Origin of the sequence: Sphingobium subterraneum (genome assembly GCF_014199435.1) — a bacterium.
GTDB classification, from domain to species: domain Bacteria; phylum Pseudomonadota; class Alphaproteobacteria; order Sphingomonadales; family Sphingomonadaceae; genus Sphingobium; species Sphingobium subterraneum.
Window position 1 is genome coordinate 1 of record NZ_JACIJP010000012.1, and the last position, 15013, is coordinate 15013.

13 protein-coding genes and 3 pseudogenes are annotated in these 15013 nt (G+C 59.7%); 7 read left to right on the plus strand and 9 right to left on the minus strand.

Features of this window, described 5'->3' with window-relative positions; genetic code table 11:
* Positions 1–95 precede the first annotated feature (95 nt).
* A pseudogene (locus tag FHS92_RS17030) lies at positions 96–686 on the plus strand (IS5 family transposase); the annotation flags it as partial.
* Positions 687–731: 45 nt separating this feature from the next.
* Here FHS92_RS17030 and FHS92_RS17035 read toward each other — a convergent pair.
* The 4 genes from FHS92_RS17035 to FHS92_RS17050 all read right to left on the minus strand — a co-directional run bounded on the left by FHS92_RS17035 (position 732) and on the right by FHS92_RS17050 (position 4537).
* On the minus strand, positions 732–1961 hold the full coding sequence (locus FHS92_RS17035; RefSeq protein ID WP_184081884.1) for an NAD(P)/FAD-dependent oxidoreductase: 1230 nt from the start codon (positions 1959–1961) through the stop codon (positions 732–734).
* Positions 1962–2006: 45 nt separating this feature from the next.
* A complete protein-coding gene (locus FHS92_RS17040; RefSeq protein ID WP_184081885.1) occupies positions 2007–2321 on the minus strand; it encodes a 2Fe-2S iron-sulfur cluster-binding protein in 315 nt (104 codons plus the stop codon).
* Between the two features lie 81 nt (positions 2322–2402).
* Positions 2403–3266, minus strand: a complete 864-nt coding sequence (gene nadC / locus FHS92_RS17045) for a carboxylating nicotinate-nucleotide diphosphorylase (protein ID WP_184081886.1) — start codon at positions 3264–3266, stop codon at positions 2403–2405.
* The gene (locus FHS92_RS17050; protein ID WP_246352090.1) at positions 3266–4537 is read right to left on the minus strand and encodes a Rieske 2Fe-2S domain-containing protein; all 1272 of its coding nucleotides are present in this window, start codon (positions 4535–4537) and stop codon (positions 3266–3268) included. Before FHS92_RS17050 ends, nadC (FHS92_RS17045) begins: the two co-directional genes overlap by 1 nt.
* 194 nt (positions 4538–4731) lie before the next feature.
* Between FHS92_RS17050 and FHS92_RS17055 the strand changes: the two genes are divergently transcribed.
* From FHS92_RS17055 to FHS92_RS17065, 3 genes are all read left to right on the plus strand, one after another.
* Complete coding sequence (locus tag FHS92_RS17055) at positions 4732–5925, plus strand: Gfo/Idh/MocA family protein (RefSeq protein WP_184081888.1); 1194 nt, start codon at positions 4732–4734, stop codon at positions 5923–5925.
* Between the two features lie 2 nt (positions 5926–5927).
* Positions 5928–6920, plus strand: coding sequence for a PhnD/SsuA/transferrin family substrate-binding protein (locus tag FHS92_RS17060; protein ID WP_184081889.1), 993 nt, complete (start codon positions 5928–5930; stop codon positions 6918–6920).
* 180 nt (positions 6921–7100) lie between these two features.
* Entirely contained in the window at positions 7101–7583 is a 483-nt protein-coding gene (locus FHS92_RS17065; RefSeq protein WP_100240024.1) for a MarR family winged helix-turn-helix transcriptional regulator, read from the plus strand.
* Positions 7584–7614: 31 nt separating this feature from the next.
* Here FHS92_RS17065 and FHS92_RS18780 read toward each other — a convergent pair.
* From FHS92_RS18780 to FHS92_RS17080, 4 genes and pseudogenes are all read right to left on the minus strand, one after another.
* Positions 7615–7704: pseudogene (locus FHS92_RS18780) on the minus strand (IS200/IS605 family transposase); the annotation flags it as partial.
* A gap of 24 nt (positions 7705–7728) precedes the next feature.
* Positions 7729–8225, minus strand: a pseudogene (locus FHS92_RS17070) (IS5 family transposase); the annotation flags it as partial.
* Between the two features lie 350 nt (positions 8226–8575).
* Entirely contained in the window at positions 8576–9442 is an 867-nt protein-coding gene (nadC, locus tag FHS92_RS17075; protein WP_062344525.1) for a carboxylating nicotinate-nucleotide diphosphorylase, read from the minus strand.
* On the minus strand, positions 9442–10770 hold the full coding sequence (locus FHS92_RS17080) for a Rieske 2Fe-2S domain-containing protein (RefSeq protein WP_062344527.1): 1329 nt from the start codon (positions 10768–10770) through the stop codon (positions 9442–9444). Before FHS92_RS17080 ends, nadC (FHS92_RS17075) begins: the two co-directional genes overlap by 1 nt.
* 147 nt (positions 10771–10917) lie before the next feature.
* Between FHS92_RS17080 and FHS92_RS17085 the strand changes: the two genes are divergently transcribed.
* Complete coding sequence (locus FHS92_RS17085) at positions 10918–12108, plus strand: Gfo/Idh/MocA family protein (protein WP_062344530.1); 1191 nt, start codon at positions 10918–10920, stop codon at positions 12106–12108.
* Positions 12105–13097 carry an ABC transporter substrate-binding protein gene (locus FHS92_RS17090; RefSeq protein WP_184081890.1) on the plus strand — a complete coding sequence of 331 codons (993 nt, stop codon included), beginning with the start codon at positions 12105–12107 and terminating at the stop codon, positions 13095–13097. Before FHS92_RS17085 ends, FHS92_RS17090 begins: the two co-directional genes overlap by 4 nt.
* Positions 13098–13225: 128 nt before the next feature.
* Here FHS92_RS17090 and FHS92_RS17095 read toward each other — a convergent pair whose 3' ends face one another.
* Positions 13226–13705 (minus strand): MarR family winged helix-turn-helix transcriptional regulator, encoded by a 480-nt coding sequence (locus tag FHS92_RS17095; protein WP_062347432.1) that lies wholly within the window; start codon positions 13703–13705, stop codon positions 13226–13228.
* Between the two features lie 489 nt (positions 13706–14194).
* Between FHS92_RS17095 and FHS92_RS17100 the strand changes: the two genes are divergently transcribed.
* Positions 14195–14743: a MarR family winged helix-turn-helix transcriptional regulator gene (locus FHS92_RS17100; RefSeq protein WP_052182396.1), complete on the plus strand. Its 549-nt coding sequence runs from the start codon at positions 14195–14197 to the stop codon at positions 14741–14743.
* Positions 14744–15013 lie beyond the last annotated feature (270 nt).

Below are 15013 nucleotides of genomic sequence, written 5' to 3' on the forward strand. Positions count from 1 at the left end.
GTCGTTCCTCGCATGGGCGATCGTCAACAACAACCAGCCCGTTCCCGACGTGTTCTCCAAGATGACCAAAATCGCAGCTTCGGGCCGACTGGGCCTATTTCTACGCCTGGCGCAACGCTGGTCTGCTCGAGGCGATGAACACGGTGCTGGTCATGAACCTGCGCGAGATTGAAGGACGCGAGGCAAGCCCAAGTGCCGGTGTGGTCGACAACCAGTCGGTCAAAACCACCGAAAGCGGCGGCCCTTGCGGCTACGATGCTGGCAAGAAGATCAAGGGACGCAAGCGGCACATCGTGACCGATACCGATGGCAATCTCGTGCATGCCGTGATCCATACTGCCGACGTCCAGGACCGCGATGGCGCGCCGCTCGTGCTGGCCGAGATCATCCGGCGCTTCCCGTGGTTACGGCATGTCTTCGCCGATGGCGGATACGCCGGTGACAAGCTGCGGCAAGCGCTGCGCAAGATCGGCAAGAGCAGGTGGTCCATCGAAATTATCAAGCGGTCCGACCGCGCCAAAGGCTTCGAGGTCTTGCCCAGACGCTGGGTCGTTGAGCAAACCTTTGCCTGGCTCGGTCGCAACCGGCGTCTCGCCAAAGACTTCGAGCAAACCATTGCCTCAGCAACCGCTTGGCTGTTTATCGCATTGATACAGTTCTTCATAAGCCGCATCGCAAGACCATGAAATTACGACGGATAATTATCAATTAGACTCTAACAGACAGCCGCGTCACGTAGCGAGTGTTTTGAGAGGAATTTCACAGTTCGAAAGTCGGGATTTGTCGGGAGTGGCGTGGACGAGAACAAGTGCCTTGCCCTGCACATAATCCTTTACCGAATTGACGCAGTCGAGAGCGATGACCCTGCCCTGGTTGAGATACACCAAGGTGAAGCTGCGGTTCGCCGGATCACCCCGCATGACGATATCGTCATATCCCAGGTTGAGGCCGATCGTCTGGAGTTTGAGATCATACTGGTTCGACCAGAACCACGGAACGGAATGATAGGGCGTGGGTTCGCCCATGATATGTTTCACCGCAATGATCGCCTGGTCGTTGGCATTCTGCACCGATTCCAAGCGAATCTTCTGGGTACTTGCAAAGGGGTTGGCATGGATTGCGCAATCGCCGATCGCATAAATGTCCGGCAGCGAGGTTCGGCAAAATTGGTCAACCTCCACGCCGTTGACGCCCGCAGCGCCTGCCGTCGCCAACGGTTCAACGGCCGGAACAATCCCAATCCCAACAACGACCATGTCGGCGGACAATATCGAGCCATCCGCCATGCGAACGCCCGATACCCATCCATCTTTACCGATCAGGCAATCCATTTGGGCATTCAAACGGATGTCGACGCCATGCGCCTGATGTTCCGCCTCGTAAAAACGGGACAATGGTTCGCCCGCCACCCGCGCCAGGACACGATCCATGGCCTCGAGCACCGTCACATGTTTGCCGATCTTGGCAAGCACCGCCGCAGCCTCCAAACCGATATAGCCGCCGCCGATTACCACGATGTTCCGCGCTCGAATTGTTTCGGCGAGCATCCTGTCGGCGTCAGCCCGAGTACGCACGCTATGAACGCCCCTGAGATTACTGCCGGAGCAACTCAAGCGGCGCGGCGCGCCGCCTGTCGCCCAGATGAGCTTACCATAGCCGAGGTGGGCTCCATCCGAGAGCGCAATGCGATGCTCCGCGGGGTGGACCGCCGCAACGCGTCGCCCAAGCAATAGCTCGATATTCCGCTCCGGCCAGAAAGTCGGCGGCCGGATCAAAATCCTTTCGAAGCTTTTCTCGCCCGAGAAATATTCCTTCGAGAGCGGCGGGCGTTCATAGGGAGGATCCGGTTCGTCGCCCAGTAGTGCTACGCTTCCCGCGAACTTAAGTTGACGCAATGCGAGCGCAGCCTGAGCACCTCCGTGCCCGGCTCCGACAATAAGTACATCGTAACGCATCTGCATGGGATAACAATTTCCTTGCGACCGGCAGTCGCTATTCGTGGCGAACTAGTCTTCTGGCGCGATGGTGACGCTAACACCGTCAAGAGTATCCGAAATCGGAACCTGGCAGGATAAGCGAGATCCTGCACAGCGCTGCTCGGACGAGTCCAAGAGATCATCCTCATCGGAGCCAATGGGCGGCAAGCGATCGAGAAATGCTTCTTCAACGTGGACATGACTAGTCGCACAGGAGCAACACCCGCCGCACAATGCCAATAGCTCGTCGATGCCTGCTTCGCGGATCACTTCCAGGAAAGTGGTTGCGCCATTTGGCGCGATAGTCACGCGCTCACCGGTGCGCGTTGTGACGATAATTTCCATTTGCCCTCTGTTTCCGACTATCTATTTACCGATGTTCTGCAAGCAGTCGGGGAGTGTTTGCTCACTGCAGAGCGGCAGCCCTCATGAGGAAAGCGCGTAATCCAACCCGATATCGGCGGCCGGCGCACTCTGCGTTATGCGGCCCACAGACACAAAATCGACCCCGGTTAAAGCGATCTCTCTGATCGTTTCGAGACGCACCCCGCCCGATGCCTCTATGGGTACCCGTCCGCCGACAAGAGCGACGGCCTGCTTGAGCAAGGCGGGGGACATGTTGTCGCAAAGCAGGCGATCAGCGCCTGCTGCAAGAGCAGGCTCGATCTGCTCAAGTGTGTCGACCTCGACCTGTACTTCCAGCCCGGTATTGGCGGCCTTCGCTGCCTTGACGGCCTCCACGATGCTACCAGCGGCGGCGATGTGATTATCCTTGATAAGGATGCCGTCGTCGAGACGCATGCGATGATTGCGTGCGCCACCTACCCTAGCGGCGTATTTCTCAATCGTTCGCAGACCTGGAATTGTCTTGCGCGTGTCGAGAAGTACGCAATCCGTGCCCGCAACCGCTTCTGCATAGGTACGGGTCATCGTCGCAATTCCGGTAAGGTGCTGGAGCGTATTGAGAGCCGAACGCTCAGCTGCGAGCATCGGCTGGGCATTTCCCTCGATGCGCATAAGCGGCTGGCCGACGCCGGCCGCGTCGCCATCCTGCACCAGCAATTCTATGTCCACATCCGGGTCAAGCTTGCGGAAAAAGGCATCCGCCAGCTGAAGTCCGGCGACCACCACCGGTTGGCGAGCCGCCAAAATGGCGGAAAAGCGCGCGCTCGCGGGGATCGCCACGCGTGTCGTGATGTCCCCGCTCCCCATATCCTCGCTCAATACAGACTCGACAAAATTATCGAGTTGCTGCGGATTCAGCCCCGCGGTGGTTGGCAAATCGCACATCAGGAAGCGGCATCCGCCATCGCGTCGACCTCTTCATCGTTACTGACGGAACCCGCCAATTGCTTCTCTTCCTCGGAGACGTTGATCAACCGCCAATTATACCCCTTGGGCACCAGGCCTTCAAATGACTTGAGCTTGGCCAAGGGAACACGCGGTTCGATCGCTCCGATGGCAGGCTCCCCTTTTTGCACGGCCTGGGCAGCTCGGTACATTTGCGTGCGGAAGGTGAAGATGGCCTTGTCGCTGGAACCCAACAAATCCTCGCTACGATCCGCGATCGCCCCCATTGACTCCCACATCGCCATATCCTGGCAGGGGATGCCGTAGATTCCCGTAAAATCACCAGCCTTCATCAAGGCGCGATCCTGAAGATAGTTATTCTCGGCGGTCCGCACCTTCTTGTAGGTGATAGGCTCGACATCCTTGCCGATTTCCGCGCCGCAGAACTTGCGCCAGGCATCCTGGCTGATGCCTTTGGTCGGGTGCCATGCGATCCAGTAGAACATGGTGTTCACGTCATCGATCGGAACCAGCATCTGCGACAGATTATATTGGTCGTTGGGCGGAATGTGGACCGTATATGGCGCCTGAAACAGCGTCATGCGGACATAGTCCTGCTTGTCCGGATCGACGATCGCCTTGCGAATGGCGACATAGCGGAAGCCGAACGGCGTTTTCTGCACCTCAATGCGAGGCGACTTGTCAGCCGACGGACGCAGCCAGGCAGAATCCGTTGCCATGGACCCGCTGACTTCGGATGCGGTCGGCATGTTCGACGAATGCAGGCTCGAGCTGTGCGCGGAATCGATCGATCCTTCCAGGATCTGCGCCCAGTTGCATGCCCCGTGCATCTTAACGATGCTGATCTTCTCGGCAGGGGCGGCCGACCAGTTGGGCGGGCTGAACGGGATCACGTTCTCGGGATCACCCATCCATACCCAGACGAAGCCAGCCGACTCGACGACCGGATAAGCTTTCGTCTTCATCGTGCTGCGCAGTTTCGCATCGGTCGGCTCGGAAGACATATCGACAGCGTTGCCAGCCACGTCGAACTTCCAGCCATGGTACAGACAGCGAAGGCCGCACTCCTCGTTGCGCCCAAAAACGAGCGAAGCCCGGCGGTGGGGACACAGCTCATCAAGCGCGCCGATGCGACCTTCAGTGTCACGGAACACAACAATGTTCTCGCCCAGCAAGCGAACGCGCAATGGCGTGCCATCGGGTTCGGCCACTTCCTCGATCATGCAGGCAGGCATCCAGTGCTGCCGCATCAGCTTCCCCATCGGGGCTTCACCTTCCACACGACAAAGCAGATCATTTTGCCCCGGAGTCATTAGCTACCCTCCTTTTTTGGCTTGGCACGAGGACGAAACACTCTACGTGCGTCCTTGCCGCTACTTCTATATTGTAGTAGTGGCTTTTTCAAGCTCTTATCGTTCGGGATAAAGGGAGCGGCGGAATACGAATGAACACGAACGCGTTGCGACTAGGAATCGTTGGGCTTGGCCGCGGCTTCATGCTCACCCTGCCCGCCTTGAAAGCCGATCCTCGCGTGGCGTTTGCCGGAGCATTCGATCTGCGGGACGAGGCGCGGGTGCGCTTCGCGGTCGAGTTCGGAGTCCCCGCATTCGAAACGCTCGACGCCCTCCTGCGTTCGCCTGATATCGACGCCGTTTATATCGCGACGCCGCATGAGTTGCATGCCGAGCAGGTGATCGCCGCGCTCCGAGCGGGCAAGCACGTGCTGGTTGAAAAGCCGATGGCGACGTCGCTTGCCGACTGTGCGCGTATGGAACGAGCGTCAGCGGAAGCGGGCAAGGTGCTCGTGGTAGGACCAAGCCACGGTTTTGACGCGCCCGTCCAGGTCGCCGCGGAACTGGTCGCGTCCGGCAAGTACGGTGCGGTGCGCATGGTCACGGCGTTAAACTTCACCGACTTCATATTCCGCCCCCGACGGTCCGAAGAACTGGATAGCGATCGCGGTGGCGGTGTCGTCTACAGCCAGGCAGCCCATCATATCGATGTCGTGCGCCGTCTTGTGGGCCTACCCGTCACATCCGTGCGCGCCGTCGCCGCCAACTGGGACAGCAGCCGCTCTAGTGAGGGAGCCTATACGGCACTGATGACCTTCGCCGCTGGTGCCGTGGCGTCGCTCACCTACAGCGGATATGCCCATTATGACAGCGACGAGCTCCTTGGATGGATATCCGAGCTTGGCTATGACAAGGATCCAGCCCGATATGGCGAGGCTCGCAAAAACCTTGCCGCGCTTTCGTCGCAGGATGAAATTGAAGCCAAGCTGAGGCGCACATATGGTGCCCCGGATGCGTCCGCAAATGATGCGCTGGCGCGATATCATGAGCATTTCGGTTTTATCCTCCTCAGCTGCGAGCGAGCGGACCTGAAACTGTCGCCCAAGGGTCTTTCGATCTACGGCGATGCCGAACGTGAATTCCTGCCCATCGCACCGCCGGAGCTGCCGCGCAAGGAGGTCATCGACGAGTTCGTGGGTGCCTGCCTGGGAACCCGTCGCCCCATCCATGACGGCCGCTGGGGGTTTGATACCATAGCCTGTTGCGTAGCGCTCCTCGAATCGAGCCGACGGCGGACGGACGTAGCGCCGAACCGACTTCTCGACACTCTATCGGAGAAATTGTAAAAATGGCCAGACTGAGCCTTTCCCTCGCTTGTTGGGGCTATGACCGGACCGAAGCCCTGCAGACGGGTGCAGTGCGGCCGGACGGTATCGATCTCAACTTCCAGGTCTTGGATGTCGAGGAAACCTTCTTCCGCATGCTGCGCAATCGGGAATTCGACGTCGCCGAACTGTCGATGTCGTCCTATTGCGTTACTCTGGGGCGGGAGAATCCCGGTTTCATCGCCATTCCCGTCTTCCCTTCGCGCTTCTTCCGCCATTCCTGCATCTTCGTGTCGGCCAAGAGTGGTATCGAAAAGCCCGAGGATCTCGTTGGCAAGCGGATCGGCGTGCCCGAATATCAAATGACCGCGCCAGTCTGGATCCGTGGGATTCTGCAGGACGAATATGGCGTGGATCCCGCCTCTGTCACCTACGTCACCGGCGGCGAGGAAGAGCCGGGACGCGAGGAGAAGCTGAAGCTCAATCTCCCCGAGAAGTTCAAGGTGCAACCGATCGGGCCGACCCAGACGTTGACGCGCATGCTGGCTGACGGCGAGATCGATGCACTGCACGCAGCGCGCGCGCCATCGACCTTCTATTCGGAACCTGACAAGGTCAGGCGCCTCTTCCCGGATTTCGTGGACGTCGAAAAGGCCTATTTCGCCAAAACCGGCATTTTCCCGATCATGCACGTCGTGGCGATCCGGCGCGACGTCTACGAAAAGAATCGGTGGATCGCCCAGGCATTGTACAAGGCGTTCACGGAGGCCCAGCGGTTGAGCTATGAGCATCTGCTGGTCTCGGCCTCGCTGAAAACCATGCTGCCCTGGCAGATCGCCGCCGTGGAAGATACGATCGCCACGATGGGCAAGGCATGGTGGCCCTATGGGATCGACAAGAACCGCCACGTTATCGAGACTTTCACGCGCTACCACCACGAGCAGGGGCTATCGCCCCGCCAACTTACGGTAGAAGAGATGTTTGCACCCGAGACTTTCGCTGAATTTCGGATCTAGGCCGCGGTTGGCGATGCGTCGCTGACGATTGCCCCCGGGAAACGGTCGCCGTCCCCGGGGGCAAAATATGAAAATATGAATGCGGAGTGTCGGTATCCGTGGCGGCAAGCGCAGTTTTGTGGTGCGTTGAAATGGCCCATGTGCGAGTGATGACGGATTGAACCCATCAGGAGTGAACGGATGTCGCAGCAAGCCCCCAAACTCGATCCGGAACAGAGTTTGGGATATCAGGTTCGACGCTGCCATCGGCGGTTTGATCGCCTGTTGAGCGCTTATTTGGCCAGGCACGATCTCAAGACCGGTTTTTGGTATTATCTCCGCGTCCTGTGGCTGAAGGACGGTGTTACCCAGAAATATCTGAGTGACATGACCAGCGTGACGGAGAATACGACGGTCGCGATGATCAGCAGCATGCTCAAGCACGGCCTGGTCCAACGGGCCAAGGACCAGGATGATCGTCGTAAGGTCCGGATCACGCTTACGGAACATGGCCGCGCACTCGAGAAGGGACTGATGTCGTACGCGATCGATATCAATCGGGTCGCGGTCGCCGGCATCGAACCGCGAGAGATCGAGATCTGCCGGTCCGTACTCGAACGCATATCGGCAAATCTCGCTGCCGAATTCGACAGCTTGCCGGACAAGCCGGCTATTGAACAGTAATCTGATCACTTACCGGCTGACGCCGGTAGGATCATGGCAAGGGGCTGAAGCCGTTTTTGTGGGTATGCCGGTCGAGATATCGCATGATGATTTCATCGGTGACGTTGCCGGATGTGGTTGTGGTCTTAGAGCCTGACTCGGAAGTTCACCAAACATAGCAATACCTTGCCGTTCTGCGGGTGAGCATGCGGATGGAGGCGATTGTTGCCCATGTGGTGGACGAGGCAATGGTTGTTTCCAGTCCTTAGCAAGACGGCGGCATCGGCCGAGCCATGCAAAGGTTCGCTCGACTACCCAGCGGCGCGGGAGGACCTTGAAGCCGTTGGCCTTATCCGACCGTTTGATGAATTCGATCGTCCATTGCCCCGATCCAGCGATGGCATCGCGGAGTTTGTCGCCCGCATAGCCGCCATCGGCAAAAACATGGCGCAACCAGGGGAAGCGCTGCCGCACAGCCTTGAGGACATCGGCCGCGCCATCGCGGTCCTGAATATCGGCGGTATGCACGAGAATGAAGATGAGGAAGCCGCAGGTGTCGGTCAGGATGTGCCGCTTGCGGCCTTTGATCTTCTTGCCCGCGTCGTAGCCGCAAGGGCCGCCGCTTTCGGTGGTTTTGACCGACTGGTTGTCGACCACAAGCGCAGCCTTTGGAAGATCGGCCGGCCGGTTGTCATCGAACCGATAGCTGACTGATCCCGCCAAGTTCTGTTGAGCGAACGAGTTGGTGCGGGTCTGCCGGATCATCCGCGCTTGATTAACCCGCATTCTTGGCCTGAAGAACGCGGTTCGAGAGGTCGAGCTTGAAGTCGCGGCCATAGGCGTCGAGGACCTGCATTGTTCACTTGCTGTGAAACTCGATGGACTTTGGCTCCTGAAAAAACCGCGTGGAAAAACCGCGAGAACTTGGCGAGCGCGCACAAGGAGATTGACCGCGCACCTAGCACGGTAACTGGCGGCGTTCGAGTGCGGTTCGCTTTAGACGGACAGCACCATCAAGCCGCTATTGTGTAATCGAGACCGATATCGGCAGCCGGTGCGCTCTGCGTAATGCGGCCGACGGAGACGTAAGTAACTCCCGTTTCCGCGATCGCACGGATGGTATCGAGCCGCACGCCACCTGACGCTTCGATCGGCACGCGGCCCGCAACCAGCGCCACACCCTCGCGCAGCATTTCGACCGACATATTGTCGAAGAGCAGCCGATCGGCGCCTGCCTTCAGTGCCGGCTCGATCTGGTCGATTGTGTCGACTTCGACTTGGACCGGGAGTGCTGACTTGCCCGCCTTGGCCGCGCGCACGGCCGCCTCGATCGAGCCGCAGATCGCGACATGATTGTCCTTGATCAGGATGCCGTCGTCGAGCCGCATACGATGATTGTGCGCCCCGCCCATGCGGGCAGCATATTTCTCAATTGCGCGCAGGCCGGGTATGGTCTTGCGGGTGTCGAGCAGGATGCACGACGTGCCCGCGATCATGTTGGCATAGCTTCGAGTAAGGGTGGCAATACCGGTGAGGTGCTGCAGCGTGTTCAGCGCCGAGCGCTCCGCCGACAACATCGGGCGGGCGCGACCCTCCACGCGCATGATCGGGGCACCCGCCTGGAGCTCATCTCCATCCCTGGCAAGCCGCTCGACCCGGACATCGGGATCAAGGGCCTCGAAGAAGACCTGGGCGAGATCGATGCCCGCAACGGCAATCTGCTCGCGAGTCTGGATCGTCGCGATCAGCCGTGCGTCGGCGGGGATGGTGAGGTCGGTGGTGACATCACCACCTAGCCCCAGATCCTCCTTGAGTACGGACTGGACGAAATGACTGACGGCATCCGCGTCGAGCCCGGCAATGGGCGGCAGGGACATCATCAAGCGCGGACGTCCCCGAGAGCGTCGACATCTGTCGATACGGTCCGCATGATATCCGCCTCTTCGTCCGAGACATTGAGCAGCCGCCAGTCGGTGCCCTTAGGCACGATGCCTTCGAACGACATGAGCTTGGCGTTCGGAATGTGCGGCTCGGTCGTGCCGATCGCCGGCTCGCCCTTTTCCACCGCCTGCGCGGCGCGGTACATCTGTGTGCGGAACGTGAAGATCGCCTTGTCGCTCGACCCCAGGCGATCATCGCCACGATCGGCGAGCGTACCCATCGATTCCCACATCGCCATGTCCTGCGCCGGGATGCCGTAGATACCGGTGAAATCGCCGTCCTTCATGGCTACGCGATCCTGGAGATAGTTGTTTCCTGCGTTGCGCATCTTTTTGAAGGTGATCGGCTCGACATCCTTGCCGATCTCGGCACCGCAGAATTTGCGCCATGCGTCGGTCGAAATGCCTTTTTCGGGATGCCAGGCGACCCAGTAGAACATCGTGTTCTCATCATCGATCGGGACCAGCATCTGGCTCAGATGATATTGGTCATTCGATGGAATGTGGACGGTATAGGGCGCCACATAGAGTGTCATGCGGATATAATCAGTGGCATCGGCGTCGACGATCGGCTTGCGGATCGCGACATAGCGGAAGCCAAAGCTGGTCTTCTGGACCTCAAGGCGTGGCGCCTTGTCGGCCGACGGCCGTAGCCAGGCGGTGTCGGTCGCGGTCGATCCGCTGACCTCGGTTGCCGTCGGCATGTTGGACGAGTGCAGGCTCGAACTGTGCGCCGAGTCGATGGAGCCTTCGAGCACCTGTGCCCAGTTGCATGCGCCATGCATCTTCACGATGCTGATCTTGTCGTCCGGTACGGTCGCCCAGTTGGGCTTGTCGAACGGCGTCACCTGATCGGGATTGCCCATCCACACCCAGACGAACCCGCCGGCCTCCTGGACCGGATAGGCCTTGGTCTTCATCGTGCTGCGCAGCTTGGCGTCGACCGGCTCGGACGACATGTCGATGGCGTTGCCGTTCACGTCGAACTTCCAGCCATGATAGAGGCAACGCAGGCCGCATTCCTCGTTGCGGCCAAAGGCCAGCGACGCGCGGCGGTGCGGGCATTGCTCGTCAAGCGCGCCCAGACGACCCTTGCTGTCGCGGAACACCACCATATTCTCGCCGAGGAGGCGGACGCGCAGCGGCGTACAATCCGGTTCGGCCACCTCTTCGGACATGCACGCGGGCATCCAGTGCTGGCGCATCAGCCTGCCCATCGGCGCGCTGCCCTCGACTCGGGCGAGGATGTCATTTTGTTGGGGTGTCATCGCCTATCCTTATCGCAAAGTGGCTGTGCCAAGGCGCCGTGCCACGAAGGTGTTTCATCCACTTCTTGAAAACACTTCTACATAGAAGTATTGTGCGTTTCAAGCGGGCCGCATTTCAAGGACCGACCTGGCAGATCGAGGATAAACATGAAGGCACTTCGGATCGGCATTGTCGGCCTTGGCCGGGGGTTCATGCTGACGCTTCCGGCGTTGCGCGCGCACCCACGGGTCGAGATCGCCGCGGCGTTCGATCTGCGCGCGTCCCCACGTGCTCAATTCACGCGCGAGTTCGGAGCCAAGTCATATGAAAGCCTGGAGGGGTTGCTCGCCGCCGATATTGATGCCGTCTATATCGCGACGCCACACGAACTGCACGCGACGCAGGCAATCGCGGCCCTCGGTGCGGGCAAGCATGTTCTGGTCGAAAAGCCGATGGCGATCTCTGTCGCCGAGTGCGTCGCGATGGAAGCGGCGGCACGCCGGGCCGGCAAACTGCTCCTGGTCGGCCCCAGCCATGGCTTTGATGCCCCGGTCCGCCGAGCCGCCGAGTTGATCGCCAGCGGCGGCTTTGGTGCGGTGCGGCAACTCACGGCGATGAACTTCACCGATTTCATGTATCGGCCGCGTCGCCCCGAAGAGCTGGACAGCGCGCGTGGTGGGGGCGTTGTCTACAGTCAAGCCGCTCACCAAATTGACGTGGCGCGGCGGCTTGTCGGACGCGATGTGACATTCGTGCGCGCGGTTGCGGGCAATTGGGATTCCAGTCGCCCGAGCGAGGGCGCATATGCCGCGATGATGGGATTCGAGGGTGGGGCTGTCGCATCGCTGACGTACAGTGGCTACGCCCATTATGATTCCGACGAACTGGTTAATTGGATATCGGAACTCGGCCGCGAGAAGGATCCGGAGCAATACGGTGACACGCGGCGCGCGCTCAGGAACCTCGAACCAGCGACCGAAAGCGCTGCCAAGATACGCCGAGCGTATGGCGAGGACGGCGCATCGACCAGCGAACCGCCGGCGCCGTATCATGAGCATTTCGGCTTTGTGCTGGTCAGTTGCGAACGCGCCGATCTCAAGCTCTCGCCCCAAGGCATCACGCTCTATGGCGATGAACACCGTGAGTTTCTCGCGATCGATCCGCCAAGCCTGCCGCGGGTCGAGGTCATCGATGAATTCGTTGAAGGCGCACTCGGTCTGGTCCAGCCGATCCATGATGGCCGCTGGGGCGTGAAGACGGTGGCGTGCTGCGCAGCCCTACTCGAATCGAGCCGCACCGGCAGCGAAATCGCACCCACAGCCATGATTATCGACACTTTGGAGGCCGTTTCCGTATGACTAGATTGAACCTCTCGCTCGCCTGTTGGGGCTATGATCGCACCGAGGCGCTGCTGTCGCAGACGGTCCGCCCCGATGGGATCGATCTCAACTTTCAGGTGCTGGCCGTCGAGGAAACGTTCTTCCGGATGCTGCGCAATCGCGAGTTCGATGCCGCCGAGCTTTCGATGTCATCGTATTGCGTGACTCTGGGCCGGGACAATCCAGACTTTATCGCCATCCCGGTGTTCCCGTCACGTTTCTTCCGTCATTCCTGCATCTTCGTGTCGGCCAAGAGCGGCATCGAAAAACCGTCCGACCTTGTCGGCAAGCGCATCGGCGTCCCGGAATATCAGATGACCGCGCCGGTCTGGATCCGCGGTATCCTGCAGGACGAATATGGCATCGACCCGGCGTCGGTCACTTATGTCACGGGCGGCGAGGAAGAGCCGGGCCGTGAGGAAAAGCTCAAACTCAATCTGCCGGACAAGTTCAAGGTTGAGCCGATCGGGCCAAACCAGACGCTGACCCGGATGTTGGCTGATGGCGAGATCGACGCGCTGCACACCGCGCGTGCTCCATCGACCTTCTATTCGGAACCGCACAATGTGCGGCGCCTGTTCCCGGACTTCGTCCAGGTCGAGAAAGCCTATTTCGGCAAGACGAATATCTTCCCGATCATGCACGTCGTTGCCATTCGCCGCGACATTTACGAGAAGAACCGCTGGATCGCACAGGCGCTCTACAAGGCGTTCGTCCAGGCGCAGCAGCTAACCTACGAACAGCTGCGCGTCTCAGCCTCGCTCAAGACGATGCTGCCCTGGCAAATTGCCGCGGTCGAGGAAACGATCGCGACGTTGGGCGATCAGTGGTGGCCTTACGGAATCGAGAAGAACCGCCACGTACTCGAGACCTTCACGCGCTATCATCATGAGCAGGGTCTGTCGCCGCGCCAGCTGACGATCGAGGACATGTTCGCGCCGGAGACGTTCGCGGAGTTCAAGATCTGACGTGATGCAATCCGGGAAATGACGGGGCGGAGCATAAGCGGTGCGGGAGCAGCGTGGTTGTCGATGCTCCGTCTTTGCCGGGCTGCCGCAGGATACCCGGCGAGCGGCCGCTGACCGGTTGCGCCCTGTCAGTCCTCGGCGGGGGTGTTCGGGATAGAATCGAATTCGGCGGCGAGATTGGCTGACATGCGCGAAAGCACGTCGACGCACGTCGCAACCTCGGCCGGATCGATCCCGGCGACGGCGATGCGGTTAATGTCGATCGCATATTGCATGAGCTCCGCTTCCAGGGCTTTGCCTCGTTGGGTCAGCGTAACGCTCAACTTGCGGCGATCAACCTTGTCGCGGGTGCGCTCTACAAGCCCGTGCTGCATCATGTTGTTGATTATCGACACAGTCGTGTTTTCTGTGACGTTGGTCATGTCGCTCAGATATTTCTGGGTGACGCCGTCGCGGATCCACAGCACACGAAGGTAATACCAGAAGCCCGTCTTTAGATCGTGCTTCGCCAGCATCGCATTGAGCAGGCGATCGAACCGCCGATGGCAGCGCCGGACCTGATAACCAAGGCTCCATTCCGGATTGAGCTGGGCGGGCCTGTTGGACAAATGCACTCTCCCTGGGGCGTGTCGCCATGTTCGCCCTCCCAATGAGGCAGGGGCAACGGCTTTGATGGTGCACCTGCCCGCCAACGTCCAGTTGGATACTGACGGCAGACTGGGCCTTGCCACGCTCTGCATCGGCGTCGGCATGGGCCTTGCGCTCGCGGTCGAACGGGTCTGAATCGTGCTTCGGTGACACCCTATCTATTCCACGCGGATTGAGCGTGGGTTCTCCGGCCCTTTGAATCCCGCCCGAACTAGGGTGGCCCTCGTGCCCTTACGTCGGTTGAATATATGGCAGTCACGACCATCAAGGCCGCCGAACGAACGCCGGAATCTCGCCCTCGACCCGGATGAGAAACCGCGGGACCGTCAAGTCATAATCCATTAACAAGTCAACCGACCCACGCGGCTGGGGCGGTTGCCAAGAAGGAATGCACGCTGGTTTCGACATTCAACAGGCCCGATGGTTCGGGTCATGCAGGGCCGATTTCGATGAGCGGAGATAGCGGGGAAATCAACCTGCCGTTCGACCTGAGTATCGGATATCAAATCCGACTCACGCATCGACTTATGCAAAAGCTGCTACAGCTGAAGATCGAGCAGTTCGGCGTCACCCTGGGCATGTGGTACTTCTTGCGCGTCCTGTGGGACCAGGACGGCTTAACCCAGAAGGAACTGTCCGACCTTGTTGGAACGATGGAGCCGACCACGCTTTCGGCGATCGCTTCCATGGAGCAACGGGGAATCGTTGCCCGGGTCCGCAACGCGGCGGACAAGCGGAAGATCAACATCTTCCTCACCCCTTACGGTCACGAGCTGAAAAGGAAGCTTCTGCCCATTGGCATCGAAGTTGGGGATATCGCTAAGACCGGCATTTCGCGCCGCGAAGCGGATCTCCAGATCGCCCTATTGGGCGAGCTGCAGACCAATCTAGAAGCTGCGATTCGGAGCCTCTCCCCCGAGGAGCCCGACGCGAAGCCGGGTCGGCGGCGCCGAGAGGACCGAGGGGTCGCCGGCATCACTCATGAGGCAGGCGACTGATGCGATAGTGGGTGTCCTCGCCACCATGGATGCCCCACATCAATGTTGCGCGCCGATACTTACATCACTAATGGTTAGATAACTAAGGAACTGCACGGTGGCGGTCTGCGACGTGAAGGTTGCGTGGAGAGGTGTGCTGATGGTCAGGCCTTGCCTCCGACCGAATCGTCGTCGCTCTCCACCGCGCGGTTGATGACTGCAATCGCTTAGGTGCGGGCCGCGTCCGGTCTGCGAGAGTATCGGGAGAGTTTGAACTTATGAGTTCATCAG